This window comes from Pseudomonas sp. M5A4_2d (assembly GCF_053345295.1).
In genome coordinates this window covers 112,131-138,139 of record NZ_JBKEZW010000001.1, presented here as the reverse complement: position 1 = coordinate 138,139, position 26,009 = coordinate 112,131, and the positions used below count along the sequence as shown (strand labels likewise).

27 protein-coding genes are annotated in these 26,009 nt (G+C 60.0%); 5 read left to right on the top strand and 22 right to left on the bottom strand.

Annotated elements, in window-relative coordinates:
- Positions 1-2: 2 nt before the first annotated feature.
- The 12 genes from ACLBW8_RS00670 to ACLBW8_RS00615 all read right to left on the bottom strand — a co-directional run bounded on the left by ACLBW8_RS00670 (position 3) and on the right by ACLBW8_RS00615 (position 9,820).
- Positions 3-1,412: a circularly permuted type 2 ATP-grasp protein gene (locus ACLBW8_RS00670; protein ID WP_064453723.1), complete on the bottom strand. Its 1,410-nt coding sequence runs from the start codon at positions 1,410-1,412 to the stop codon at positions 3-5.
- A 414-nt stretch (positions 1,413-1,826) separates the two neighbouring features.
- Positions 1,827-2,168, bottom strand: coding sequence for a ribonuclease E inhibitor RraB (locus ACLBW8_RS00665; RefSeq protein WP_003193463.1), 342 nt, complete (start codon positions 2,166-2,168; stop codon positions 1,827-1,829).
- A gap of 214 nt (positions 2,169-2,382) precedes the next feature.
- On the bottom strand, positions 2,383-2,619 hold the full coding sequence (locus tag ACLBW8_RS00660; RefSeq protein ID WP_128588318.1) for a hypothetical protein: 237 nt from the start codon (positions 2,617-2,619) through the stop codon (positions 2,383-2,385).
- Between the two features lie 103 nt (positions 2,620-2,722).
- On the bottom strand, positions 2,723-3,328 hold the full coding sequence (locus ACLBW8_RS00655) for an START domain-containing protein (protein ID WP_064453725.1): 606 nt from the start codon (positions 3,326-3,328) through the stop codon (positions 2,723-2,725).
- Between the two features lie 41 nt (positions 3,329-3,369).
- Positions 3,370-3,624, bottom strand: coding sequence for a YkgJ family cysteine cluster protein (locus ACLBW8_RS00650; protein WP_128588320.1), 255 nt, complete (start codon positions 3,622-3,624; stop codon positions 3,370-3,372).
- A 162-nt stretch (positions 3,625-3,786) separates the two neighbouring features.
- The gene (locus ACLBW8_RS00645) at positions 3,787-4,278 is read right to left on the bottom strand and encodes a translation initiation factor 2 (RefSeq protein WP_447804310.1); all 492 of its coding nucleotides are present in this window, start codon (positions 4,276-4,278) and stop codon (positions 3,787-3,789) included.
- Positions 4,279-4,371: 93 nt separating this feature from the next.
- The gene (locus ACLBW8_RS00640; protein ID WP_053257531.1) at positions 4,372-5,811 is read right to left on the bottom strand and encodes an aminotransferase-like domain-containing protein; all 1,440 of its coding nucleotides are present in this window, start codon (positions 5,809-5,811) and stop codon (positions 4,372-4,374) included.
- Between the two features lie 251 nt (positions 5,812-6,062).
- The gene (locus ACLBW8_RS00635; RefSeq protein ID WP_064453728.1) at positions 6,063-6,878 is read right to left on the bottom strand and encodes an OmpA family protein; all 816 of its coding nucleotides are present in this window, start codon (positions 6,876-6,878) and stop codon (positions 6,063-6,065) included.
- Complete coding sequence (locus ACLBW8_RS00630; protein ID WP_064453729.1) at positions 6,875-7,237, bottom strand: DUF4398 domain-containing protein; 363 nt, start codon at positions 7,235-7,237, stop codon at positions 6,875-6,877. Before ACLBW8_RS00630 ends, ACLBW8_RS00635 begins: the two co-directional genes overlap by 4 nt.
- Before the next feature lie 9 nt (positions 7,238-7,246).
- Complete coding sequence (locus ACLBW8_RS00625; protein WP_447804309.1) at positions 7,247-8,056, bottom strand: substrate-binding periplasmic protein; 810 nt, start codon at positions 8,054-8,056, stop codon at positions 7,247-7,249.
- 82 nt (positions 8,057-8,138) lie between these two features.
- Entirely contained in the window at positions 8,139-9,068 is a 930-nt protein-coding gene (locus ACLBW8_RS00620) for an electron transfer flavoprotein subunit alpha/FixB family protein (RefSeq protein WP_064453731.1), read from the bottom strand.
- Between the two features lie 2 nt (positions 9,069-9,070).
- Positions 9,071-9,820 carry an electron transfer flavoprotein subunit beta/FixA family protein gene (locus ACLBW8_RS00615; RefSeq protein WP_017138339.1) on the bottom strand — a complete coding sequence of 250 codons (750 nt, stop codon included), beginning with the start codon at positions 9,818-9,820 and terminating at the stop codon, positions 9,071-9,073.
- 532 nt (positions 9,821-10,352) lie between these two features.
- On the opposite strand from ACLBW8_RS00615, the gene ACLBW8_RS00610 reads away from it, so the two are divergent.
- Positions 10,353-12,017 (top strand): electron transfer flavoprotein-ubiquinone oxidoreductase, encoded by a 1,665-nt coding sequence (locus tag ACLBW8_RS00610; protein WP_432750938.1) that lies wholly within the window; start codon positions 10,353-10,355, stop codon positions 12,015-12,017.
- 192 nt (positions 12,018-12,209) lie between these two features.
- Here the strand turns inward: ACLBW8_RS00610 and ACLBW8_RS00605 are convergent, their stop codons facing one another.
- Positions 12,210-13,100 carry an AraC family transcriptional regulator N-terminal domain-containing protein gene (locus ACLBW8_RS00605; RefSeq protein WP_447804308.1) on the bottom strand — a complete coding sequence of 297 codons (891 nt, stop codon included), beginning with the start codon at positions 13,098-13,100 and terminating at the stop codon, positions 12,210-12,212.
- 181 nt (positions 13,101-13,281) lie between these two features.
- Here ACLBW8_RS00605 and ACLBW8_RS00600 point away from each other — a divergent pair, with 181 nt between their 5' ends.
- Complete coding sequence (locus ACLBW8_RS00600) at positions 13,282-14,334, top strand: NAD(P)-dependent alcohol dehydrogenase (RefSeq protein WP_064453734.1); 1,053 nt, start codon at positions 13,282-13,284, stop codon at positions 14,332-14,334.
- Here ACLBW8_RS00600 and ACLBW8_RS00595 read toward each other — a convergent pair whose 3' ends face one another.
- From ACLBW8_RS00595 to ACLBW8_RS00570, 6 genes are all read right to left on the bottom strand, one after another.
- Positions 14,335-15,138, bottom strand: coding sequence for an IclR family transcriptional regulator (locus ACLBW8_RS00595; protein WP_447804307.1), 804 nt, complete (start codon positions 15,136-15,138; stop codon positions 14,335-14,337).
- Between the two features lie 194 nt (positions 15,139-15,332).
- The gene (gene araH / locus ACLBW8_RS00590) at positions 15,333-16,298 is read right to left on the bottom strand and encodes an L-arabinose ABC transporter permease AraH (protein ID WP_017138344.1); all 966 of its coding nucleotides are present in this window, start codon (positions 16,296-16,298) and stop codon (positions 15,333-15,335) included.
- 17 nt (positions 16,299-16,315) lie between these two features.
- Positions 16,316-17,815, bottom strand: a complete 1,500-nt coding sequence (gene araG / locus ACLBW8_RS00585) for an L-arabinose ABC transporter ATP-binding protein AraG (protein ID WP_064453736.1) — start codon at positions 17,813-17,815, stop codon at positions 16,316-16,318.
- Positions 17,812-18,792 (bottom strand): substrate-binding domain-containing protein, encoded by a 981-nt coding sequence (locus tag ACLBW8_RS00580; RefSeq protein WP_064453737.1) that lies wholly within the window; start codon positions 18,790-18,792, stop codon positions 17,812-17,814. The genes araG and ACLBW8_RS00580 overlap by 4 nt, the downstream gene beginning before the upstream one ends.
- A gap of 19 nt (positions 18,793-18,811) precedes the next feature.
- Complete coding sequence (locus ACLBW8_RS00575; RefSeq protein ID WP_447804306.1) at positions 18,812-19,633, bottom strand: SDR family oxidoreductase; 822 nt, start codon at positions 19,631-19,633, stop codon at positions 18,812-18,814.
- Between the two features lie 241 nt (positions 19,634-19,874).
- Positions 19,875-20,354 carry an N-acetyltransferase family protein gene (locus ACLBW8_RS00570; RefSeq protein ID WP_447804305.1) on the bottom strand — a complete coding sequence of 160 codons (480 nt, stop codon included), beginning with the start codon at positions 20,352-20,354 and terminating at the stop codon, positions 19,875-19,877.
- Positions 20,355-20,543: 189 nt separating this feature from the next.
- Between ACLBW8_RS00570 and ACLBW8_RS00565 the strand changes: the two genes are divergently transcribed.
- From ACLBW8_RS00565 to ACLBW8_RS00555, 3 genes are all read left to right on the top strand, one after another.
- Positions 20,544-21,740 carry an MFS transporter gene (locus ACLBW8_RS00565; protein ID WP_447804304.1) on the top strand — a complete coding sequence of 399 codons (1,197 nt, stop codon included), beginning with the start codon at positions 20,544-20,546 and terminating at the stop codon, positions 21,738-21,740.
- A gap of 85 nt (positions 21,741-21,825) precedes the next feature.
- Positions 21,826-22,173: a hypothetical protein gene (locus ACLBW8_RS00560; RefSeq protein WP_064453741.1), complete on the top strand. Its 348-nt coding sequence runs from the start codon at positions 21,826-21,828 to the stop codon at positions 22,171-22,173.
- 51 nt (positions 22,174-22,224) lie between these two features.
- The gene (locus ACLBW8_RS00555; RefSeq protein WP_064453742.1) at positions 22,225-22,491 is read left to right on the top strand and encodes a hypothetical protein; all 267 of its coding nucleotides are present in this window, start codon (positions 22,225-22,227) and stop codon (positions 22,489-22,491) included.
- Between the two features lie 278 nt (positions 22,492-22,769).
- On the opposite strand, the gene ACLBW8_RS00550 is transcribed toward ACLBW8_RS00555, so the two are convergent.
- The 3 genes from ACLBW8_RS00550 to ACLBW8_RS00540 are packed head-to-tail and all read right to left on the bottom strand — an operon-like array spanning position 22,770 to position 25,900.
- Positions 22,770-23,498: a class I SAM-dependent methyltransferase gene (locus ACLBW8_RS00550; RefSeq protein WP_221295471.1), complete on the bottom strand. Its 729-nt coding sequence runs from the start codon at positions 23,496-23,498 to the stop codon at positions 22,770-22,772.
- A gap of 25 nt (positions 23,499-23,523) precedes the next feature.
- Positions 23,524-24,441 carry a PfkB family carbohydrate kinase gene (locus tag ACLBW8_RS00545; protein WP_447804303.1) on the bottom strand — a complete coding sequence of 306 codons (918 nt, stop codon included), beginning with the start codon at positions 24,439-24,441 and terminating at the stop codon, positions 23,524-23,526.
- Positions 24,434-25,900, bottom strand: coding sequence for a purine-cytosine permease family protein (locus ACLBW8_RS00540; RefSeq protein ID WP_064453745.1), 1,467 nt, complete (start codon positions 25,898-25,900; stop codon positions 24,434-24,436). Before ACLBW8_RS00540 ends, ACLBW8_RS00545 begins: the two co-directional genes overlap by 8 nt.
- Between the last annotated feature and the right edge of the window lie 109 nt (positions 25,901-26,009).

Sequence of the window (26,009 nt, the reverse complement as noted above, 5' to 3'; positions counted from 1 at the left end):
CATCAGTCCTCGACCACCCAAGTGTCTTTGGTGCCGCCGCCCTGGGACGAATTGACCACCAGCGAGCCTTCGCGCAGCGCCACACGGGTGAGGCCACCGGGAACGACGCGGGTTTCCTTGCCGGACAATACAAACGGCCGCAAGTCGATATGGCGCGGCGCGATGCCGTTTTCGACGAAGGTCGGACAGGTGGATAAACACAGGGTCGGTTGTGCGATATAGGCGTGGGGCTTGGCCTTGATACGGGCGCGGAAGGCTTCGATTTCCGCCGCCGTGGAAGCCGGGCCGACCAGCATGCCGTAGCCGCCGGAGCCTTGGGTTTCCTTGACGACCAGGTCTGGCAGGTTGGCCAGCACATGGGACAGTTCATCGGGCTTTCGGCACTGAAACGTCGGAACGTTCTTCAGAACCGGCTCTTCATCCAGGTAAAAGCGGATCATCTCGGTGACGAAGGGGTACACCGACTTGTCATCCGCCACCCCCGTGCCGATCGCATTGGCCAGTACCACATTGCCCGAGCGGTATGCCGCGAGCAGGCCAGGCACGCCCAGCATCGAATCAGGGTTGAAGGCCAGCGGGTCGAGGAATGCGTCGTCGAGGCGCCGGTAGATCACGTCCACTGCCTTGGGGCCGTCGGTGGTGCGCATGAATACGCGGTCATCGCGTACAAACAGGTCCGCGCCTTCTACCAGTTCCACGCCCATCTCCCGGGCCAGGAAGGCATGTTCAAAAAACGCGCTGTTGAAGCGGCCCGGCGTCAGCACCACCACACTTGGATTATCCAGCGGGCTGGAGCTTTTGAGGGTATCGAGCAGCAGGTTGGGGTAATGATCAATCGGCGCAATGCGCTGCGCCGCGAATAATTCCGGGAACAGCCGCATCATCATCTTGCGATCTTCAAGCATGTAGCTGACACCGCTTGGGGTGCGCAGGTTGTCTTCCAGCACGTAGTAAGTGCCATCGCCATCGCGTACGAGGTCGACCCCGGAGATGTGGGAATACAGATCGCGGTGCAGGTCCAGGCCCTGCATCGCCAGTTGGTATTGCTCGTTGGCCAGCACCTGCTCGGCGGGGATAATGCCGGCCTTGATGATGCGCTGGTCGTGATACAGGTCGGCGAGAAACATGTTCAGCGCCTTGACCCGTTGAATACACCCACGCTCGACAATCCGCCATTCACTCGCCGGAATACTGCGCGGGATGGTGTCAAAGGGGATCAGACGCTCAGTGCCCTGTTCGTCCCCATAGAGGGTGAAGGTGATACCGGCACGGTGGAACAGCAAGTCGGCCTCACGCCGGCGCTGCGCCAGCAGTTCGGCCGGCGTTTCGGCCAACCAGCGGGCGAACTCGCGGTAATGGGGGCGAACCTGCCCTGCCCCGTCGTACATTTCATCGTAATAAGTGCGGGTCATGCCGTACTCCTTGTCACCCGGGCGCAAGCACTGTCGCAAGGCCCGTGCCATCGGCATAAACACTTAAAAATCAGTCAGTTAAATAACCTGATAATTCTGACCGCACCTTCCTGGTGCGCAGAATGCTGGCGCTCACGACCCGCGCTTCATCGCAATGCAGGCTTTGACTATCAACAGCATAGTCAGAGTTGATTTCACTGCCCGGCCCCTCCTGCGGATAATCACCCACATCGGCTGAACAGGATTGTTTCCTGAGATTTCAGCGAACCTCTCTTCCCTTTGGGCCACCCTTTTCGGGTGGCTTTTTTTTGCTGCTCGAAAAGTGCGCTGCACGTTCGGGAAATTTCAGACAGCACAAACAAAATCGGCCGACCCAAAGGTCAGCCGATACGCTGTGTTGCTCATAAAATCCAGCTACATGGGTAACCCACGCACCTCCTGCTTGACGCCCCACCCTTCGATGATTCCGCCCAGCGGCTCGACCACCGCTTCAAAGTCTTGCTCGAAGTCTCCTATACCGTCGTAGGTTGCGAACATGATTTTGCTCAGCTCCAGGTACCAGGCGCCATCATCGCGCGCGCTGACCTGGGCATTCAGGGATTCCCCACGAAATCGACCCGCAGCCCTTCGCGCCCGTTCCTCATCCGGGAAAATGGCGTAGAACTCGATGGGGTGAAAACGCGAGAAGTCGAAGCCGCCCTCTTTCATGCGGCGCAGTACGTTGGTGCTGATGTCTTCTTGATAGGCTGTGCTCATGAAACGTCCTCCTCAAACCGATGGATAGACTTTCCGTGCTTCCCGAAGCCCGCGCCCTACTGGCGCGGGTACTACGGCAATGACATGACCGCGGGAAAACAAGCATGTAGCTGACAAGACCAGACCTTAGCGATTCATTCGCTGATCTCAGTTGAAGAGTAGCGCGAAGCTATCACCTCCACCAGAGGTGGTTTGGATGCCATACAGGGAATATTCAGGCGGCGGGGGAGATGTCGAGAATCTGAATACTGTTCTGATCCTTGAGGATCTTGACCGTAGGCTCGGGCTTGCGGCCCTCAAGGTCATTAAGATCGAGTTCGGCGGCTACGGGCACCAGCTTGTTGCGAATCATGTGTGCCGCATCTTCGAGGCTGGGTTTTTGTGCGCAGGTGAACTGCTCCACGGACTGTACGCCGTGATCATCAACGAAGGTAATCTGCCACTTTTGCATCGGTGCCTCCTCGATAAAACCCGTGTGTGGGCTTACACATATCTGGACCTTGAGGGACCGGCAAACGTTCCACTCAAGGCCGGAGGCACCTGATCAACTGCGCTTATTTTTCAGCGTGTTCTTTCAAGGCTTTCAAGGTGTTGAACGGCGCGTCCACCACAAACTTGTTGGCCAGCCACGACGGCACACTGCCACCTGGCTCGGTGTGCACCTGGTAGGTGACTTCGGTCTGGTTGTCGCCTTTTGGCACCAGTTTCCAGTAGCCATCCACCTGGGCGACGCGCACGTAGCCTTTGACTTCCGGCTGGTAGGTCGGCACTTCCAGCAGTTTACGGGTCACAGTGCCATCGGCGGCCTTGGACGTGGTGATCTCAAGGATCGAATCGCGGTCGGTCACCGGGAACGGTGCCTTGAACTGGGTGTAGGTCCAGCTCTTGTCACCTTCGGTCTTGAGCAGTTTTTGCGATTTGCATTCGTGAATCCACGAGCAGGCACCGGCCACGTCTTCCTGCAGGGCCTGGATCTTGGCGACGGGCGCCTTGATCAGGGCCACACCGCGATATGCCTTGTATTTGGAGCCGGCAATTTCGCTCAGGGACACCTTGATACCGTCTTCGTCCTTGGCCACTTGCCAATCTTCAGCCTGGGCAGTGGCTGCAAATAACACCGTAAAACCGCACAACACAGCCATTCGTTTCAGCGAACCCATTGTTGTATTCCTTATTGTTGAAGTTCCGATAGTAAAGCCCATCAAGCCGCCGTCATTTGCTCCCACCAGCCGATCAACCGGATCGCATCGGCTTGATCGTTGCCACAAACCTCAAGGTCTGCCTTGAAGTCACTGCACACCGCCGGTCGCTCCGGTTGCCCGAACAGCAGGCACAGCTGTTCGACCGACAGATGCAGGCAGCGTTCGCCTGCCGGTTTGCCGTGGGGCATTCCAGGTAATGGCGAACTGATGGAGGGGGCGATGCAGCAAGCGCCACAGCCTTCACGGCATTTCATGACCAGCAGGTCCTCGACGACTCAATGTGGATGGCCGGGCTAGAGTACGCCCTTAAACAGCCGTTTTAAAATGGTCTAACAGGGGTTTTTCGCACAAAACAAAAGTGACTGACCAGTCTGCGACAAATGGTCGATGGCCTGCGTCACCTTTGCGGGGGAAATTTATTGCTTGAATTCGAAATCGAGGGCAGCGCCTTCAATATCGCGTCGTTCTTCATTGCGCAGTTGCAGCTGCATCTGGTTGCTGAGCAGGCGGCCATTGATCTGGAACGCGCTGTCGTCGGTGGGTTTTTCAGCAAACATGGGTGGTAACAACGGCACGCTCTTCGGTTTAGGCATGGTGCCAATGGGCTGCAAATGCCTGACCATTTCCGTCGGCAGGGACAAGTCCAACTGTGCCGGTGGCAGTTTGGTCTGGGCTATTTCGTGGGCAGACTTGGATTTGCTCGCGACCGGTGCGCGTTTTTTTATTACTGCAGGTTTCTTCTTGGCCGCCGGAGCCTTTTTAACCGGCGCCGGCTTCTTCGCAGGGGTCTTCTGTTCGGTACTGGCAGCGGGCTTGCCGTCAGTCACGGGAGCCGCCGCCAGCACCGAGCCGGCATTGCACAGGCTTAGCAGGCCAATCACCACAACAGTGCGAAAAATAGAGGTCATATCGCCAACAGCATTAACGGCAGAGAGCCATATGCTCGCTTTTTGTGCGTGGCATGACAAGTCTGGTGATTCGACAGCCCGTCTTGCCACCCCTCAAAAACCGGCCGCAGTTTCCTGACACAACTGGTTGGCCAACATCCCCAGCGTCATCAGTGCCCGCTCTGCCTCGCGGTTCCACGGCGTGCCGCAGTTAAGACGAATACAGTGGTTGAACTGTTCCGTATTACTGAAGATCACCCCCGGCGCGATGCTGATGCCCTGCTGCAGTGCACGCACATGCAGTTCCTGGGTATTGACCCGTCCCGGCAAACTGACCCACAGAATGAAGCCGCCCGTCGGGCGTGTCATCTGTGTGCCTTCCGGGAAATACTGCTGCACCGCCAGCTGGAAAGCACTCAGGTTCTTGCGGTATTCCTGGCGGATGTAGCGCAGATGCCGGTCATAGCCACCGTTCTCCAGGTACGCCGCGACCCCCATCTGGGTGACGCTGCAGGCCGAGTGGGTACTGAACATCTGCAACCGCTGGATTTCCTGTTGATACTTGCCGGCGATCATCCAGCCGATGCGCACACCCGGGGACAAGGTCTTGGAAAAGCTCGAGCAATAGATCACCCGGTCCAGGCGGTCATAGGCTTTCAGCGCCTTGGTGCGGCCCAGTTCGAACATCAGCTCGCCGTAGATATCGTCCTCGACGATCTGAATATCAAAATCCGAGGCCAGGCGCAGCAACTGTTTCTGGCGCTCCTCGGGCATGGTCGCACCCAGCGGATTACTCAGGCGCGTAGTCAGCACCAACGCCTTGATCGACCATTGGTTGGCTGCCAGTTGCAGGGCTTCAAGGCTCATGCCGGTGGACGGGTCGCTGGGGATCTCGATGACTTTGAGGCCCAGCAGATCCGCCAGTTGCAGCAAGCCGTAATACGTCGGGGACTCGGCGGCAATCAAGTCGCCGGGACGGGTCAGCACACGCAAGGACATCTGCAACGCATCGACACAACCGTGGGTAATCACCACTTCGGAGGGGTCCACAACCACGCCGGCATCGCGCATGCGAATTGCCACCTGGCGCCGCAGCGGTTCAAAGCCGGGGCTGAACATGTAGCTGAACGCCCGCGGGCTCTGGAAGCGCGTGACCTTGGCCAACTGTTGATGCAGCGCCCGTACCGGCAAGTAGTCAACACTCGGTACCGCCGCGCCGAGCGGGAACACACCTTCACGGCGCGACTCGACCAATACCTGCTGGATAATGCTGCTGCGGGTGACCAACCCCGGGCGTTCAACCCGCGCGATGTCCGGCGTGGGCGCCGTGAGTGCGGGCGTCTGGTGCACGTAATAGCCCGACTGCGGCCGCGCCCGGATCAGCCCCTGGTCTTCCAGGTTGGCGTAGGCCTGCAACACCGTGGCGTGGCTGACGTTGAGCTGTGAACTCATCTTGCGCACCGAAGGCACGCGCTCACCGGGTTGATAGACACCGCGCCGGATGTCCTCAGCCAGTTGCTGGGCGATACGTTGGTAAAGCAACAGATTGGTCATGACGCAGCACTCGATTTCACGGGTATTTTATTTTTGTGTGAAACATACCGGCACAGTTTAGAAGTGTACGGGGACAGTTGCGAGAATAGTCGAGCGCGAGCGGCAGTGATAGAAAAAACTGTAAGGTGTATACAGAACAAAAATGTGGGAGCGGGCTTGCTCGCGAATGCGGTGTGTCAGCCAATGAAATGTTGACTGATACTCCGCATTCGCGCGCAGGCCCGCTCCCACATTTTATTCGGCGACAGTCTTCAGCGCGCAGCGCCTAACTGGCCTTTCTCATCGGAGAACACAATTTCCACACGACGATTCTGTGCGCGGCCCCGCTCGGAGGCGTTGACCTCCACCGGGTACTGGTCGCCGTAGCCTTCAACCTGGATGCGTTTTTCGTCGATCCCCAGGTCCATCAGCACGTCGGCCACGGCCTGCGCACGGTCGCGGGACAGCTTGAGGTTTTCCTGCTCGCCGCCGGTGTTGTCGGTGTAGCCCTCGATGCGCACCACGCGCTTGGGGTTCAGTTGCAGGAACTGCACGATCTTGAGCACGGTGCGGTTGGCCGAGTTTTGCAGCTGCGCGTCACCGGTGTCGAACAGCACATCGCCGAGGGTCATGACCAGGCCGCGATCGGTCTGGGTGGTGGTCAGGCTGGCGATTTGCTCTTCAAGCCACTTGCCTTGCTGCTGCACACTGGCCAGCTTGTTTTCACGCAGGGCCAGTTGCAGGCGTTGGCGCTCGAGTTCGAGCTTGGTACCGCGCTCTGCGTTAAGGCCTTGCTCGGTGTGTTCGCGGGCGATGGCACTGTAGCGCTGGCTCAGGTAGGCGTAATGCACCACGTCGGCACCGCTGCCCCAGTAGCTGGACAAGCGATCGGCGCGGGCCAGGGATTCACCGGCGCGAATCACATCCTTGGGCGCGAAGCGCAACACGTTGGAGTCTTCCTTGACCTTCTGGAAGTCACTGCCGGCCTGCTGCAACGCCTGCTCGCTATTGGGTTGGCTGGCGCAACCGCCCAGGGCGGCGCTGCTCAACAGCAGCACACAGCTCAGACCACGGATCATCGGGCTCATTGGGCTTCTCCCAACTGCAATTGCTTGCGCAGGCGAGTGATGCGGGTATTGAGCACGTTCAGTTGCTCCTGGCTCTTGCGGGTCAGAATTTTCGCTTCGGCGAGGCGCGCGTCCAACTCGGCCTGTTCGGCCCGCATACGCGCATGCTTGTAGGATTGGTCAGCCATATCGGCCTGGGCCCTGGCGAACTTGTCTTCGGCCAGTTTCAGTTCCGGCGACTCATCGGTGCTGGCACCCACGGCGCCGGCTTGTTCCAAGGCTTGCTGGGTGAGGCGTATTTGTTCATTCGGCGCAGGATCGGCTGCACATCCCGCCAGAGCGACAACGGCGAGGGCCGCGAAAAGAGGTCGAAGAGTCACTGTAAATCCTTACTTTGCTGGGGTGCCGACGGGTTGCTGCAATTGCGCTTTCCAGCGTTCGAGGTTGCGCTGCAATGCGGCTTGCGCGGCACCGGACGCGGGCAATTCTGTCATCTTTTTGGCCAGCTGTCCGCGCAGCCACGGATCATTGCAGGCGGAGTTGTGGGAAATCGCCAGGTACAGGCCAGGTTGATCGACGGGCACTTCGCGCGCGATCAGGTCGTTGCTCATGCCCAAGGTCTGGGCCATGGCCATCCCGGAATAACGTCCGGCAAGCACATAGTCGACCTCCCCCAGCAGCAGTTTCTGAAAGGCCGGCGTCAAGCTGGGCAGGCGTTGCAGGCTGAGTTGCTGGGCGGCGAAGGTCTCGAAGCCGGCACTCAAGCGCGCGCGTTCGGATACCGCGCCCTTATGGCCGTGAAGGTCGGCGGCCGTGGTGTAGGGCAACGGCGAATCCTTGCGGGTCCAGACCAGGTAATCGATCTGTACCAGCGCCGGGTGGATGTAGTCGAGGGTTTCCAGTTCGCCGAGGTTCAGCGGTGCATCCGCGAGGATGTCCATGCGCCCGCTGCGCACTTCATCCAACGCCAGGGAGCGTTTACCACCGTAGAGCAGGTCGATTTTAAGCCCCAGATCCTTGCCCACTTGTTGCAGCACGTCAGCGGTGGCGCCGATCAGGTGCGTCGGGTCTTGGGGGTCGCGCCACAGCAGCGGCGGTGCATCCGGGCTTCCGGTAATCACCAGGCGATCACATTTGCCAGCGGCCAGCGCCAGGCTTGGCAGCAGCAACAGAGCCAGCAATATGGGACGCAAATCCATGGCAATTTCTCCAGGTTGAAAAAGGGCGCGCAAAAAAAAACCCGGTCACTCGACCGGGCTCTTTATAAGTGAAGCGGCTGGATTAGACCAGCTTCTCCAACTCAGGTACGGCTTCGAACAAGTCCGCAACCAGGCCGTAATCAGCCACCTGGAAGATCGGTGCTTCTTCGTCCTTGTTGATCGCAACGATCACTTTGGAGTCTTTCATACCGGCCAAGTGCTGGATCGCGCCGGAGATACCGACCGCGATGTACAGCTGTGGCGCAACGATTTTGCCGGTCTGGCCGACCTGCATGTCGTTGGGTACGAAACCTGCGTCGACGGCCGCGCGGGAAGCGCCGACCGCAGCGCCCAGCTTGTCGGCCAGGGCGTACAGGTGCTTGAAGTTGTCACCGTTCTGCATGCCGCGACCGCCGGAAACGACGATTTTGGCAGCGGTCAGTTCAGGACGATCCGACTTGGCCAGCTCTTCGCCGACAAAGCTGGAAGTGCCAGCGTCGTGAGCAGCGGAGACGGCTTCAACGGCAGCCGAACCACCTTCAGCGGCAACCGGGTCGAAGCCGGTGGCGCGCACGGTGATCACTTTGATGGCCGCGGTCGATTGCACGGTGGCAATGGCGTTACCGGCGTAGATCGGGCGCTTGAAAGTGTCGGCGCTTTCTACCGAGATGATCTCGGAGATCTGGTCAACGTCCAGCTGCGCAGCAACGCGTGGCAGGATGTTTTTGCCGTTGGAGGTGGCAGCGGCCAGGATGTGGCTGTAACCAGCGCCCAGCTCCGCTACCAGCGGAGCCACGTTTTCCGGCAGTTGGTGAGCGTAGGCGGCGTTGTCGGCCGACAGTACTTTGCTCACGCCAGCGATTTTCGCTGCGGCTTCAGCCACGGCGCCAGCGCCTTGGCCTGCTACCAGTACGTGAATGTCGCCACCGATTTTCGCAGCAGCAGCCACTGTGTTCAGGGTGGCCGGGGCCAGCACCTTGTTGTCGTGTTCTGCGATTACCAAGATAGTCATTTTTAGATTACCTTCGCTTCGTTTTTCAGTTTCTCGACCAGTTCAGCCACCGACTTGACCTTGATGCCTGCGCTGCGTGCAGCCGGCGCTTCGACTTTAACGGTCTTGTTGGTGGAGGCGGTGGAAACGCCCAAAGCTTCTGGAGTTACCGACTCAAGCGGCTTCTTCTTGGCTTTCATGATGTTTGGCAGGGACGCGTAGCGCGGCTCGTTCAAACGCAGGTCGGTAGTGACGATAGCCGGCAGTTTCAACGAAACGGTCTGTGCGCCGCCGTCGATTTCACGGGTAACAGCAACGCTGTCGCCGCTCACTTCGACTTTGGAGGCGAAGGTGCCCTGGCCGTAACCGGTCAGCGCAGCCAGCATCTGGCCAGTCTGGTTGTTGTCGCTGTCGATGGCCTGCTTGCCGAGGATCACCAGCTGAGGCTGTTCCTTGTCGACAACGGCTTTGAGCAACTTGGCAACGGCCAGGGAGGTCAGGTCTTCAGCGGACTCAACCAGGATGGCGCGGTCGGCGCCCAGTGCCAGGGCAGTACGCAGCTGCTCTTGAGCAGTGGTCGGGCCGATGGAAACCACGACGATTTCAGTCGCTACGCCTTTCTCTTTCAGGCGTACGGCTTCTTCCACAGCGATTTCGCAGAAAGGGTTCATCGACATTTTGACGTTAGCGAGGTCGACGCCGGAATTGTCCGCCTTGACGCGAACTTTCACGTTGTAATCGACAACGCGTTTGACAGCTACAAGAACCTTCATGGATTCCTCGTTACTCTCCGGTGAAAAGAAAGTCGCCTAGGCGAACCTGGCGGTTGATGCTCATCGGCACACAAGGGCACCTCCAAAAACCTCGGCGTGTGACACAGCGATGGGGGGATTGATGACCGTTCGTCAGTGGTGACTGAGAGGTCATTCCTTATCGCGGCGTGTAAACTGCGCGCCATCAATTAAACCCGCGTCACCTGTTTTACCGTTGCCCTGCTTTTGGACGTGCTCCTGAAACCTGCGGTGTGCCTACGGTTAGCGCAAAACCGACCGTATATTGACCGGAACGCCTATTCTGGTCAATACGCCAAAATAGCCAGTCATAAGCCGCGTTGCTTTGATTTACCTAGCTTCCAAGCAATTCAAACAAACGTTTGTATTGGACGCTGCCAGTGGTGTAGATATAATGCGCCACCTAGAGAGAAAGGTGGGTCATCCCCTGCCCTTTTGCAGCGATGACGGACACGACACCGAACCTCCACCCATTAGAAAAAAAGCCTGTTGAGCCTTGAGTAGGAGATAGCCTGTGGAACGCGAATACATGGAATTCGACGTGGTCATCGTCGGCGCTGGCCCGGCAGGCCTGTCTGCCGCCTGCCGACTGAAGCAGAAGGCCGCCGAAGCCGGTAAAGAAATCAGCGTCTGCGTGGTCGAGAAAGGCTCCGAAGTCGGCGCACATATCCTCTCCGGTGCCGTGTTCGAACCACGTGCCCTGAACGAACTGTTCCCGGACTGGAAGGAACTCGGCGCCCCGCTCAACACTCCCGTGGTGCGCGATGACATCTATGTACTGCGCAGCGCCGATACCTCCACCAAGGTTCCTGACTTCTTTGTGCCCAAGACCATGCACAACGAGGGCAACTACATCATCTCCCTCGGCAACCTGTGCCGCTGGCTGGCCCAACAGGCCGAGAACCTGGGTGTTGAAGTCTACCCAGGCTTCGCCGCCCAGGAAGCACTGTTCGACGAAAACGGCGTGGTCCGCGGGATCATCACCGGTGACCTCGGCGTCGACCGCGAAGGCAATCCAAAAGAAGGCGTCTACACCCCTGGCATGGAACTGCGCGGCAAGTACACGCTGTTCGCCGAAGGCTGCCGTGGCCACATCGGCAAGCAACTGATCCAACGCTTCAACCTGGACAGCGACGCCGACGCCCAGCACTACGGCATCGGCCTCAAGGAAATCTGGGAAATCGACCCGGCTAAACATCAGCCAGGCCTGGTGGTGCACACCGCCGGCTGGCCGCTGGACATCATGAGCAACGAGAACACCGGTGGCTCGTTCCTCTATCACCTGGAAAATAACCAGGTGGTGGTCGGCCTGATCGTCGACCTGTCCTACAGCAACACCTTCCTGTCGCCGTTCGATGAGTTCCAGCGCCTCAAGCATCACCCGGTTCTGGCTCAATACCTGGAAGGCGGCAAGCGCATCAGCTACGGCGCCCGCGCCCTGGCCAAAGGCGGCATCAACTCGTTGCCGAAGATGGTATTCAAGGGCGGCGCATTGATTGGCTGTGACCTGGGCACTATGAACGTGGCCAAGATCAAAGGCAGCCACACGGCCATGAAGTCCGGCATGCTCGCGGCTGACGCGGTGGCCGAACGTCTGTTTGCCGAATCCGAAGGCGGCGACGAGTTGACCAACTACGTCGACAGCTTCAAAGCCAGCTGGCTCTACGAAGAACTGTTCGCCAGCCGCAACTTCGGCCCGGCGATGCACAAGTTCGGCCCGATCATCGGCGCCGGCTTCAACTGGTTCGACCAGAACATCCTCGGCGGCAAAATGCCGTTCACCCTGCACGACACCAAGCCGGACTACGCCTGCCTGAAGCTGGCCAAAGACAGCAAGCAGATCAACTATCCAAAACCCGATGGCAAGTTGAGCTTCGACAAGCTGAGCTCGGTGTTCATCTCCGGTACCAACCATGAAGAAGAACAGCCGTGCCACCTGAAGCTCAAGGACCCGAGTATCCCGATCAGCACCAACCTGCCGCTCTACGATGAACCGGCGCAGCGCTACTGCCCGGCCGGCGTGTATGAAGTGATCACCAAGGAAGACGGCGAAAAGCGCTTCCAGATCAACGCCCAGAACTGCGTGCACTGCAAGACCTGTGACATCAAGGACCCTTCGCAGAACATTACCTGGGTCACGCCGGAAGGCGCGGGTGGGCCGACTTATCCGAATATGTAAGTCGATTGCTTGACCTGAAAGGCTCCCAGACCGGGAGCCTTTTTTATGGCCGGCATAAATCGAATGTGGGACCCGCTTTCTGTGGGAGCCGGGCTTGCCCGCGATGCAGGCGACTCGGTCTGTCAGTAAAACTCAGCGGATGCCATCGCAGGCAAGCCAGCTCCCACATTGACCGAGTTGTATCAACAGAACCTAGGCCGCGCGCTCTTCACCCGGATTACGCAGGAAGTAGCGCTTATATTCGCGACTGAACTGCGACGTACTCTGATACCCCACGCAGTGCGCAGCCTGCGCCACGCCCATGCCTTCTACCAATAACAATTGCTGAGCCTTGAGCAAGCGCAAACGCTTCAGGTACTGCACCGGCGACAACAGCGTGCAGCGTTTGAAATGCTCATGAAACGTCGACGCACTCATGTGCGCATACCCCGCCAGGGTCTCGATATTCAACGGCTCGGCGTAATGGGCATGCAGGTGATTCAACGACGTGGCGATTCGCGAAAACTGCCCCTGCTGCTCCACCAAGGCGCGCAACACATCCGCCTGCGGCCCGCGCAGCGCCGTGAACAACAACTCACGCACCCGTGCCGGGCCCATGATCCGGCTCTCCAGCGGATCGTGCAGGCATTGCAACAGCCGCTCGACGCACCCGCGCATCGCATCATCGAGCACCACCGAACTCATCGACTCCAGGGTCTGCGCCGTCGGCGGCGGCCCCGCCTGAATGCCCATGGCCATGACCAACTCGCCCAGCACCACGCGGTCAATGCCGACCGTGACGCCATACAGCGGCGCATTCGGCAGGGCAAAGGTCTCGCATTCGAAGGGCACCGGCATCGCCTGGATCAGGTAGTGCCCCGCGCCATACTCCAGCGTACGCGGGCCCAGATAGGCGACTTTGCTGCCCTGGGCGACGATCATCAGGCTCGGCTCATAAATCTGTGGCCCGCGCGCCACGTCGCAACTGGCGCGCAATACCTGCACGCCCGGCAGGTTCGTCGGGGAAAAACCGTCGCGGGGCGTAAGCCCTTTTATCAAGGCCACCAGCGTGGCGTTGGCGTCGAGATGGCGGGTCAACAACATGGCAAAAAACTTCGCGAAAAAGGGATGAGAACATCATCGCAGGTCTGAAGGCACATAAATCCAAACTCAGGGCACTCCCGGACGAATAGGCATGAGGTTCGGAGCAATCGCCATGGCCGCAGCCAGGCCGGGCGCGGAGAATGCGCCGCCTCCCTAGTCATTCCTTTTGCGAGGTTTCTTCATGTACACCGCCATCGGTTATGCCGCCCAGTCGGCTACCACTCCCCTCGCCCCCATGTCCTTCGAACGTCGCAGCCCGCGCGCCGATGACGTGGCCATCGAGATCCTCTACTGCGGCGTCTGCCACTCAGACATCCACCAGGCTCGCAACGAATGGGGCATCGCCGTGTACCCGCTGATGCCGGGCCACGAGATCGTCGGCAAAGTCACCGCCGTCGGCGCCAGCGTGACCGCGCATAAAGTCGGCGACCTGGTTGGCGTCGGCTGCATGGTCGACTCGTGCCGCCACTGCGACGCCTGCCATGCGGACCTGGAGCAATATTGCCTCGAAGGCCCGACCATGACTTACGCCACCCCGGACCGGGTCGATGGCAGCAATACCATGGGCGGCTACTCCGACAGCATCGTGGTCAGCGAACACTTCGTGGTGAAGATCCCGGCCAAGCTCGACCTGGCCAGCGCCGCGCCGATTCTCTGCGCCGGCATCACCACTTACTCGCCGCTCAAGCACTACGGCGTGAAGGCTGGCGACAAAGTTGGCATTCTGGGTATGGGCGGCCTGGGCCACATGGGCATCAAGTTTGCCAAGGCGATGGGCGCGGAAGTGACGCTGTTCACCCGCTCCGCAAGCAAAGCAGAAGAAGGCCGTCGCCAGGGCGCCGACCACGTGATCGTGTCCACCGACGCCGAGCAGATGAAAGCCGCTGCCGGGCACTTCGACTTCCTGCTGGACACCATTCCGGTGCAGCACGACTTGAACCCCTACCTCGACGTGCTGCGCTTTGACGGCGTGCATATCCTGGTTGGTTTGATCGAGCCGGTGGACCCGCCTGTGAATGCGGCCAAGCTGGTGTTGGGGCGTAAAGTGCTGGCCGGCTCCTTGATCGGCGGCATTGCCGAAACCCAGGAAGTTCTGGATTTCTGCGCCGAGCACAACATCACGTGTGATATCGAAATGCTCGACATCCGCCAGATCAACGAAGCCTACACCCGCATGATCGCCGGTGATGTGAAGTACCGCTTTGTCATCGACATGGCGACCCTGAAGGCCTGATCAGGCCTTTGCGCCCAACTCCGCTGACAGCCGGGCTGCGACCTGTTTGATCACAGGAATCAGCTCGACCATTTTTTCCAGCGGCATGTAGGGCACGGTACTGGCGATGCTGATGCCGGCGACGATTCGCCGGCTGGCATCGCGCACTGGTGCCGCCACACAGCGGATCGACGGTTCGTTGTCTTCCAGATCGAATGCATAACCCCCCACCACGTATTCGCGCATGCGCTGCTCGAACTGCGCCCAGGATTGCTCCGGGTGCAGCGGCCATTGCAGGCTTTTCCCACCGGCAGGCAAGCTGACTTCGTACAGACGCTGCCACTCCTCGACCGAATCATCCAGCAGCAACGCCTTGCCGATACCGGTGCGCGCCAACGGCATGCGATGGCCGACCCGCGAGCGCATTTCCGGGCCGTTGCGGCCGGGATTCTTGTGCAGGTAGAGCACGTCGTCGTATTCGCGAATGGCCAGGTGGATGGTGTCGCCGGTCAGCGCCGACAGCTCGTCCAGATAAGGCACGGCCAGGCTCACCAGAGGCAGTTCTTCACGGGCCTGGAAGCCCAATTCGATCAACTTCGGCCCCAGCAGGTAACCGACTTGCGGCACCACGCGCAGGTAACGCTCTTCCACCAGGCAACTGGCCAGGCGGTGGGTGGTGCTGCGGGTGGTGCCGATGCGCCTGGCGATCTCTTTCAGATCCCGCGCACCGGCCGCCACCGCTTGCAACACGCCCAGGCCACGCAGCAGGGTCTGGGTGCCGGTGGGCGCGGCGTCTTTGACGGGGGTGTGGGCGTTTTCCTGCATATCGGGCCTATTGGGAAGTACGAAAACGGCGCCATTATGGCAAATGCTGAACCTCAATACAGTGGAGATCCAAATGTGGGAGCGGGCTTGCTCGCGAATGCGGTATGTCAGTTTGCACATCTGCGTCTGATACACCGCATTCGCGAGCAAGCCCGCTCCCACATTGGATTTTCAGTGTTGTTGAGACCGGGTTTCTAACGCTGCTTCATGCGGTCGATAATCACCGCCAGCAACAGGATCGAACCACGGATCACGTACTGGTAGAAGGTGTCGATGTTCTTCAGGTTCATCGCGTTTTCAATGATCGCCAAAATCAGCACGCCGGCAATCACATGGCGGATCATGCCGATGCCGCCGCTCAGCGACACACCGCCCAGCACACAGGCGGAAATCACCGTCAGCTCAAAACCCTGGCCGATCATCGGCTGGCCCGACGTCATGCGCGACGCGAGGATTACCCCGGCCAAAGCGCCGATCAAGCCGTGCACGGCAAAGATGATGATCTTGGTGCGATCAACGTTCACCCCGGCCAGCAACGCCGCTTCCTGGTTACCGCCGATGGCCATGGTGTTGCGCCCGTAGGTGGTGTAGTTGAGCAGCCAGCCGAAAAACACAAAGCACAGCACGGTGATGATGATCGGCACCGGCACGCCCATCAGTTGGCCGTTACCGAACACGAAGAACCGCTCATCCATCACGCCGACAGCCTTGCCGTTGGAGAAGATGTAGGCCAGGCCCCGCACGATCTGCATGGTTGCCAATGTGGCAATCAACGCATTGATGCGCAGCTTGGCGATCACAATCCCGTTGATCAGCCCCACCACCAGGCCCATGGCCAATGCGGCCGACACGCCGAGCACCACGCTGTCGGTGTCACGGATCACAATCCCCGCCACCACCCCGGCGCAGGCAATCACCGAGCCCACCGACAAGTCGAAGTGCCCGGACGCCAGGCAGAACAACATGGTGCACGCGGCAATACCGACCGTAGAAATCGCCAGGCCCAGGCCACGCATGTTCAGTGGCGAAAGGAAGTTGTCGATAAACAGCGCACTGAGCACAAAGATGCTCAACGCGGCGAGCAGCATCACCCAATCATCCAGAAACTTGCGCTGGTTGAAACCCGGCCAGAAGCCTTTTGCAGTTTTTACCTGGGACATCATTCACCTCGAATTCTTCAAGCCCGCGTACGCGGAAGTGCCAGTTGCAATAGCTGTGCTTCGTCCGCGTGTTCGCGGTTCAACTCGCCGGTCAGCACGCCTTCGCTCATCACCAGGATGCGGTCAGAGATGCCCATCACTTCCATCAGGTCGCTGGACACCACGATCACCGCGATGCCGCTGGCCGCCAGGTTGTGGATGATCTGGTAGATCTCCGACTTGGCGCCGATGTCGATGCCACGGGTCGGCTCGTCGAGCAGCAACACCTTCATCGGCATCGACAGCCAGCGACCAAGGATGGCCTTCTGCTGATTACCGCCGGACAGGTACATGATTTTCTGTTGTGCGTTCGGCGTTTTGACTTTCATCGCCTTGATTTGCTGGTCGGCGTTGCCTTTCTCCCAGCCCTCACGCAACAGCCAGCCAAACGTGGAATGGGCACCCCGTGCGCTGATATTGATGTTCTCGGCCACACTGGACAGCGGAATGATGCCCTCCTTCTTGCGGTCTTCCGGACACAGCAGCACACCACCGGCGATAGCGTCACGCGGCGAGCGCAAGTGCAGCGGTTGCCCACACAGTTCGAGTTGCCCGGCCGTGCTGCGCACCAGCCCGCTGAGCAGGCGCAGCAGTTCGGTGCGCCCTGCCCCGACCAGCCCGAACAGCCCAAGGATCTCGCCCTTGTGCACCTGCAAGCTGACCGCTTCCCGCAGGCCCGGGCCAAGCAAACCCTCGACCTTGAGCGCCACTTCACCGCGTTCGCGCGGGCGGTAATCGTAGATATCCTGGATGTCGCGCCCGACCATGCACGTCACCAATTGGTCGTGGGTGAGCGTGGCCATGTCGTCAAAGGTGCGCACGAAGCGGCCGTCCTTGAACACAGTCACCGCATCGCAAATACGGAACACTTCTTCCATGCGATGCGACACATACAGCACCACTTTGCCCTCATCGCGCAGGCGCGTGATGATTGCCATCAGCCGGTCGATTTCCCGCGCCGATAAACTGCTGGTGGGCTCGTCGAAGGCAATCACATGGGCGCCACGGGACAACGCCTTGGCGATCTCCACCAGTTGGCGCTGGCCCAGGGACAGCCGCCCGAGCTTTTCCTGCGGGTCGATTTCATCGGCCAGGCCTTTGAGGCATGCCAGCGCCTGCTTGCGCAGCAGGCCGCCGTTGACCACCCCGAAACGCGACGGCAGATGCCCGAGAAACAGGTTCTCCGCCACGGTCATTTCCGGCACTAGGTGCAGCTCCTGATGGATCACCGCAACGCCACTGGCAATGCTGTCGGCGGCGGATTTGAAGTCCATCGTCTGCTCGCCGATCTGCACGGTGCCGCTGCTCGGAATGTAGGCGCCGCCGAGGATCTTCAACAGCGTGGACTTGCCCGCGCCGTTCTCGCCCATCAGCGCGTGCACCGAGTGCGGCCGCGCTTCAAAGCTGATCTGCGCCAGGGCTTTGACCCCGGGAAATTCCTTGCCGATGCCGTTGAAGCGCAGGGCCGCGCCGGTCATTTCCACAGACCGATTTTGCTCAACTCTTCCTTGAAGTTGGCGCGCGTGATCAGGGTGACGTTATCCAGGGCGGTGAACTTGGCAGGCTCGGTGCCTTTGGTGACCCACGCGAACATCGCGCTGGCGGTTTTGTAGCCCGACGCGTCAGGGCTGAGCAGCATTGAGCCGTAGAAACCGGTGTCGGATTTTTTCAGTTCTTCAATCGCATCGGTGCCGTTGATGCCGACCCCGATCACGTTGGCAGCCTTGAACCCGGCGCTTTCAGTGGCGCGCACGCCGCCCAGCACGGTGCTGTCGTTCATGCCGCCGATGAGCAGGTTTTTCGCGCCGCTGGGCAGTTTCACCAGGGCCGAGTTGGTGGCGTCCATGCTGCCCGGCACGTCGAGGGTTTTCTGTGCGCTGAACAGGATGTGGTCGGCCGGCAAGCCGGCGGCCTTGAGGCCTTCTACCGAACCGTCGGTGCGTTTCTTGCCGGTTTCCAACTCGTCAAAGGTGTTGATGACGGCGTAGGTGTCCTTCCAGTCCCAGTTGCGATGCTTGGCTTCGGTGGCCATGGCCTCGCCTTGTTTCTGGCCGATTTTGTAGGCGTCCAGGCCGACGTAGGGCACGTCTTCCATGGGCTTGCCTTTGGCGTCGACGAAACGGTCGTCCACCGCCAGCACTTTCAAACCGTTGAGCTTGGCCTTGGCCATGATCGCAGGGCCCAGGGACACGTCCGGCGGGCAGATCACAAAGCCCTTGGCGCCGTTGGCAGCGAGGGTGTCGATAGCGGAAAGGGTTTTCTCGCCGTCGGGCACGGCGATCTTGATCACGGTGAAGCCCTGGTCCTTGCCGGCTTTTTCGGCGAAGGCCCATTCGGTCTGGAACCAGGGTTCTTCGGCTTGCTTGACCAGAAAGCCGATCTTCACCTCTTCGGCGGATGCAAAGCCGCTGAAGGCGATCGCAAGTGCCAGGGTGCCAAGTGTCTTCTTAAACATGAACCACCTCTTGTTGGATTTAGTCGTGGTACATCACAGAACGCCCGCCATCGATCATCAGGCAGGTTGCATTGATAAAAGGCGCCTCGTCAGTCGCCAGGAACAGCGCCGTCATCGCCACCTCTACCGGCTGGCCGATACGCTTGGGCGGGTGCAAATCGAAGGCGCGCTGACGCTCGGCGTGAGGGTCAGGAAAACCGTTCCAGTAATCGACATTGAGCTGAGTTTCGATATACCCCGGGGCGATGGCATTCACGCGGATGCCCTTGGGCGCGTATTCGATGCCCAGGGCGCGAGTGAGCCCGAGCAGGCCGTGCTTGGCGACGGGATAGGGAAAGCAGCCGGGGATGATGTGGCTGGAGTGGGTGGAGGCGATGTTGATGATGTTGCCGATGCCCTGCTCGATCATAAATGGCAACACCGTGCGGCAGCCGAACCAGGCGCCATCGAGGTCAATGGCGAAACAGCGGCGCCAGTCTTCGTCGGTCATCTGCAGTGGGTCACGGAACACGTTGACGCCTGCGCAATTGACCAGCACATCCACGCGACCAAAGCGCTCAATGGCCAGGTTGACCAGCGACTGCCATTGCTCTTTGGAGGTGATGTCGACGGCTTGCGCGACGATTTGCGCACCGCGTTCGCGCCAATGCGCGGCGACTTTTTCGACTTTTTCGCCCTGGATATCCGCGATCACCAGGCGTGCCTGCTGGGCCTGGAAACAGGCGACGATCGCCTCGCCAATGCCTTGGGCGGCACCGGTGATGATCACCACTTTGTTCTTCAACCGCTCGCCATAGGTAGGCTCGGGGACGGCGGGTAACGACAACGGTTGGGGCTGCATCGCTTCACCTGTTTTATTTTTGGTAGTGAGTGCTGATGCAGCCGACTATAAACCCATCATTTGAAATATCTCAATATATAAATTTGCATCCCATATATTGGAATAAAATCAAAAAATAATGTGGGAGCGGGCTTGCCCGCGAATGCAGGGGGGCAGTCAATAAATCATTGGCTGAACCACCGCATTCGCGAGCAAGCCCGCTCCCACATTTTTGATCTTGGGTGCTTTAGGAGAAGTGTTTTCAGCCGGTGGCGAAATCGCGCAGCGCGTCACCTTCCATGCGGTAGCGCACCCACTCCTCCTGCGGCTGGGCGCCGATGGATTTGTAGAAGGCAATCGCCGGCTCGTTCCAGTCCAGCACGCTCCATTCAAAACGCCCGCAGCCATTGTCGCAGGCGATCTTGGCCAGGTGGCGCAACAGTTTCTTGCCCGCACCGCCGCCGCGTTGCTCGGGGTTGATATACAGGTCTTCGAGGTACAGGCAGTTGCTGCCCAGCCACGTGGAATAACTGAAAAAGAACACCGCAAAGCCAATCGGCAAGCCGTCCCGCGAACAGATCAAGCCATGGGCGGTGGCACCCTCGCTGAACAGGCTGCGCTCGATATCCACGACACTGGCGATCACTTCATGCCGGGCCTTTTCGTACTCGGCAAGCTCGGTGATGAACGTCAGGATCTGCGCAGCATCGCTGGGCACGGCGGGGCGAATCTCGATGGTCATGGGCGAGCCTTGGGCAAATTCAAAGCCCACATATTAAGGCGGTTTGATGACGGATTGCAGTGCAATTTCGCGGTGACTGGGGCGCTTTACTCCGTCACGCGGTAACCCGAGCACCACCAACCACAGAACAATCCGCCGGGTCGTGCATGGTAAACAGAGCGTATAAATCCAACGATTCGAGATTTGCTCATGCACACCACGCCTGCGGTGGGCGCGAAGACATTCGCGCTGTTCTGCCTTGCCAGCTTCTTGTTGTCGCTGTCCTACGGCTCGACGTTTCTGCTGTCGCTATTGATTCATTCGCGCGGGGGGAACGAGCATGATGCCGGCAGCGTGATTTCCATGGCGATGCTCAGCACCTTCCTGGCGGTGGTTTTTTGCGGGCATTTGGCCGATGCCGTGGGCGCGGCACGGGCTATTGCGGGGATGGGCGTGTTGCTGGTGGTGGCCTGCCTGGGGTTTGCGCTGACGCCGGGTTTTGGTCAAGGCCTGATGCTGTTCGGGCTGTCCTTGGGGTTGGGCTGGGGCGTGTTCTACACCTTGGGTCCGATCATCGTGACACTGCTGGTGGAGTCCCATCAGCGGGCCAAATACTTTGCGCTGCTGTCGGGCAGCATGTTGAGCGGAATCGGCGCCGGCCCTTTGCTCGGGCGAGCCGCCAGTGCATTGGACCTGCCGCTTACAACGGCCTTCTATATTGCGGGGTTGGCCAGCCTCGCCGGCGTTGTGATGTTCTGGCGCATGGGCGCACGCCTCAAACATCAGGCGAATGTGCCCACCTCGAAAATTTCCTGGGCTTCCAGCCGTCGAGTGCTGTCATCCAAAGCGGCATTTGCGATCCTGATGGTCGGCCTGGGTGGCTGTGTATTTGGCGGGCTGTCCTCGTTCCAGACCAGCTACGCAGCGGCCCATGGGTTGGACTATTCGCTGTTCTTCGCGGGCTTCCTCAGTGCCGCCATCACCAGCCGTTTGTTGATCGCCGGCCACGTGGTCAAGCGTGACGCCTACCGGGCCGCCTGCGTGTTATCCGGGATCATGCTCGGGTCGATCGCGCTGTTTGCTTTTGGCGTCAGCGGTAACTTCAGCTACCTGCTGGCGGCTGCCATGTTGGGGGTTGGATATGGCCTCACGTATTCGGTGATTAATGGGCTGGTGGCCAGCGAGGCGCCGTCCGGCACTACGTCCCAGGCACTGCTGCTGTTCAGCCTGGCGTACTTTCTCGGCGTGTTCGGGTTTCCCTGGCTGGCCGGCAAGCTCATCGTCGACTACGGCCTGCCGACGCTGCTGGCGAGTGTGCTGGGCGTGGCCGTGCTCAACTGGCTGATTACGGTGGCGCGGTTGATCTGGCGCCAGCGCTCGGCACACAAAATCTTACAGGTAACTTGATACCGTTCGTCGCCATCAAGGCACGAACCAGAAACGGGCGCGGACCAATAAAGGGTAAGGACATTAATCATATGGAGACACCCCCATGAAGAATTCCAAGTTTGCCGCCCTCGCCCTCACCGGCCTGCTGTCTGCCGCCTCGCTGAGCGCCTTCGCCGCGACGTCGTCGACCGGCAAGACTGACCCCGTCGGCAGCCCGCCAAGCCCTGCCACCCAGGAATCCCAGGATTCGATGGGTACCGGCCTCGACACCAATGGTGGCGCGATTATCGACAACGGCGCTGACCCACGCACCAAAGGCGCCGACACCCAGCGTCAGGCGCCGGCTGCAGTGGGCAACGGCAAAATGGGCCCGGGTATCAGCAACGAGCCGAAGGTCAATAAAGGCGATGACAACAACATCCCTGGCGCACCGAAACAACCCGCGCCTTGATGCCGCGATAGCACGACTTACACCCGATCATTTCCCAGTGAAGAGGTACACATGAACGTCGATAGAAACCTTGAAAAAGAAGTCCTCACCCGCCTATTGCACGCCCACCCGAACGGTTTGGGCAAGGAGGTGCTGGATAACTACCGCGGCGAGAAGGAGGTTGCCAGTGTCTTGGCATTCCTGCAGGACCGTGGGCTTATCAAGGATGGGCATGTGACCACCGACGACGCCGGTGAATATTCGTTGAACCTGCCGATCAAGTTGACCGCGTCCGGCGTGGACGAGGCGCGCAAGTTGGAAGGTGAAAGCCGTCACTGATCCATTTTGTCTGGCCTGGCCCTGGCAGCAGGGCCAGTGGGACTATTGAAATGCCTCTTGGAAGCAAAGCCAAATATACCGACGCAAAGAAGCTCAAGGCCGGGCGTATCTAGGCCTTGAGAAAGACGGGTTAGACCAGGCTCAGATCAGGCACTCGACACCCATGTGCTAGCGGGCTTGTTCGCGAATGCGGTGGGTCAGTCAGCTGAGATGTCGACTGACACTCGGCATTCGCGAGCAAGCCCGCTCCCACAGGTTGATCCGATTTGCCAGTGAGATCAGCGGTGGGCCGACACCAGCAGCATCATAGGGCGCTCTTGCTCTTCGGCCAGCTCTGGCCGCGCAATCAGGTCCGCCTCGCTTGGGCCCCACTCCTCGATATGACTCAACGCAAACCCCGCCTGAATCAACAGATTGAGCAACGTGCCCAACGTACGGTGCTGTTTGATCACCCCATCGGCCAGCCAGTTGGTGACCCGTGGCCCTTCGATTTGATAGCCATCCAACGGCCAACTTTTTCGGCCTTGATCATCGACCAGCCATCCCGGATTGCGCGGCGACATGAAAATAGGGTGTTCAATGGAAAACACCAGTCGCCCGCCGGGCACCAGCGCCTGGTGGATACGCTCGAACAGGCCCTTGAGGTCGACGATGTAATGGAACGCCAGGGAGCTGTAGGCCAGATCGAATGAGGCCGCCGGCAGGTCAAGCTGCTCCAGGTCGGCAACTGCATAGGTGATAGCGGGCGCCGAGGTCATCTCTTTGGCCCGCGCCAGCATCTTGTGTGACACGTCCAAGCCAAGTACATGCGCAGCGCCCTGCTCCTGAGCCCAGCGACTGAACCACCCGTAGCCGCAGCCCAGGTCCACCACGTTCAAGCCAGGCATCGCCGGCAACTGTGCCTGCAACGCAGGCCACTCGGGCGCACCGGCCAGGCCTTCGACCGAGCGGCCCATCTTGCTGTAGCCCTCGAAGAAGGCAGGCGTGTCGTAGATATTCTGGGTCATTGCGTTGCTCCGTGCTGAGTACGCCCTATTCTGCCAACAACGCATCCACTTCGTCAGCCCCGGGCGAAGTCGCCGGGCCCCAGCGCGTGACCGCCAACGCTGCCGCCGCATTGGCCCTGCGTGCCGCTGCAGCGGGCGCCAAGCCCTTGGCCAACCCGGCCAGAAACACACCGGCATGGGCATCGCCCGCGCCGTTGCTGTCCACCGCTTGCACCTTGAACCCCGGCACATGCTCAGCCTTGCCTTGATGGCTCACCCAGCAACCATTGGGCCCATCGCGCACCACCAGCAAGGCTTCGGCAGGCAGGTGGCGATTGAGCGCCAGCAGCGCATCGGCCAGCGTGCCCGCGCCGGTAAACGCAAGGGCTTCCGGGCCGTTGCTGGTCCAGATATCGATACGCGGCAGCAAGGCAATCATCAAGGCCGAATCCGGCGCCTTGACCAACGGCCCCGGGTCGAACACCACGGTGATTTCACGCGGCAGCGCCAGCAGCCAATCGAGCAAGGCCTGGGCCTTGCCTTCGAGCAACAAACTGTAGCCGCTGACGTACACATAATCGTCCGCGCGCGGTAACACGCCGGCCAAATCCTCAGCCCTCAAGTCACCTTCAGCGCCGATGTGGGAAATGAAGGTGCGCTCAGTGGTGGCCTCGGTCAGCGACACACACAAACCCGTGTCCTTATCGTCGCTGGCATCCTGGGCTATCTCCACACCTTCGGCCTGCATGGCAGCGCGGGCCAGGTCGCCGAAGCGCCCTGTTCCATGGCGTCCCAGGTAGACCACCGGCAAACCATTGCGCCGGGCCGCCGCCATCACGTTGAAGCCACCGCCGGCTTCGAAACTGGCGGATTGCGCCAGTACGTCGCCACCGGTTGCGGGCAAGGTGTCGAGGGCCATGACCAGGTCGACGATGACCTGGCCGGTGTGCAGCAATCTAGACATTGGGGCTCTCTACTAACGCTGAACGACGGTCAGCCGCGCCGCCCAGTACGGCATAAATCCCGCCGGCCACCAGAAAGGTGACAATCCAGCCCAGGCCGTTGTGGCCCAGCCAGGAGTCGGACAACGGCCCGGCGAACCAGATGTTTTCGGCGGTAGTGCCGATAGTGGTGAAGCTGAAACCCAACACGATCGCCACAGCCCAGGCGCCGAATGCACGCCACTCCACACCACCGCGGTACCAATAGGCACTGCTTGGGCTCACGTCCAGCAGGTCTTTGGCGCTGTAGTAGTGACGGTGAATCAGGTCGACCACGAAGATCCCGACCCACGCAGTGATCGGCACCGCCAGCAGCGAGATGAAGGTAATAAACGGGCCGTAGAAGCTGTCGGCGATCAGCATGAAGTAAATCGAACCGGCGAAGATCGCCACAATATCAACGATGACCGCGTGTACGCGCTTGACCTTCAAGCCGAGGGTCAAGGTAGTCAGACCCGCCGAATACACCGAAAGGTTGTTGGAAAGCAGCAGCCCACCAAACGCGGTGATCAGGTACGGCACGGCCATCCAGGTAGGGAGCATGTCGCGGATCGCGATGATTGGGTCAGTGGCCGAGGCCAGGTCGTTGTTGCCGACCGACAGCAGGCCGCCAAGGGTGATCAGCAGCACCAACGGAATTCCCGCACCAAATGCGGCAGACGCCACCAGGCGCGCAGCTTTGACGCTGCGGTGCTGGTAGCGCGACATGTCGGCACCGGCGTTGGCCCAACCGATACCGGTGCCGGCGGCCATGGTGCCGACGCCAATGATCATCGCGCTCAGCGGTGCCGGGGTGGCGTTGAACACCGCGCTCCAGTCGATGGTTGCGCAGAGGAAGCCGCCCACCAGAATATTCAAACCGCCGAATACGTAAGTGGCCCACTTCTGAATCACCAGCAGCGTGGCGTGACCCAGGCCGGACACGGACAAGGTCAGCAGCACGAAAATGGCGATGAATATCAGTGTCAGAACCGGTGCACTTTTCGCCTCGACCGGCGAATGAAACAGGATCGAACACAGTGACAGCAGCACGAAGGCAGCGGTGGTGGTGTTGACGGTTTCCCAGCCCAGGCGCGACATCAGCGACACAATGGTCGGGCCGATATTGCCACGCACGCCGAAGATCGCGCGCGACAGGGTCAAGCTCGGTGCACGACCACGCCGGCCGGCAATGGAGATGATGCCCACCACCGCGAAAGAGCCGGCGGCGCCGAGAATAGCGACGATGATTGCCTGCCAGATTGCCAGGCCACGAAACGCCACCAGAGTAGCCCCGAGCGGCAAGCCGAGGATGCTGATGTTAGCGGCGAACCACACCCAGAACAGTTGCAGCGGATGGCCGTTGCACTCGCTTTCCGGGACCGGTTCGATACCACGTGTTTCCAATTGCCCGGCGCTTTGGCCGGAAGAAGGGGTGCTCATGAGGGGTGCTCCTGGTGCCTGTATTGTTGTGGTTGTGGCAGATACTCAAAGCTTTAACCGGTCGTCCTGACTCACCTACGATTTAATGTGGGAGCTGGCTTGCCTGCGA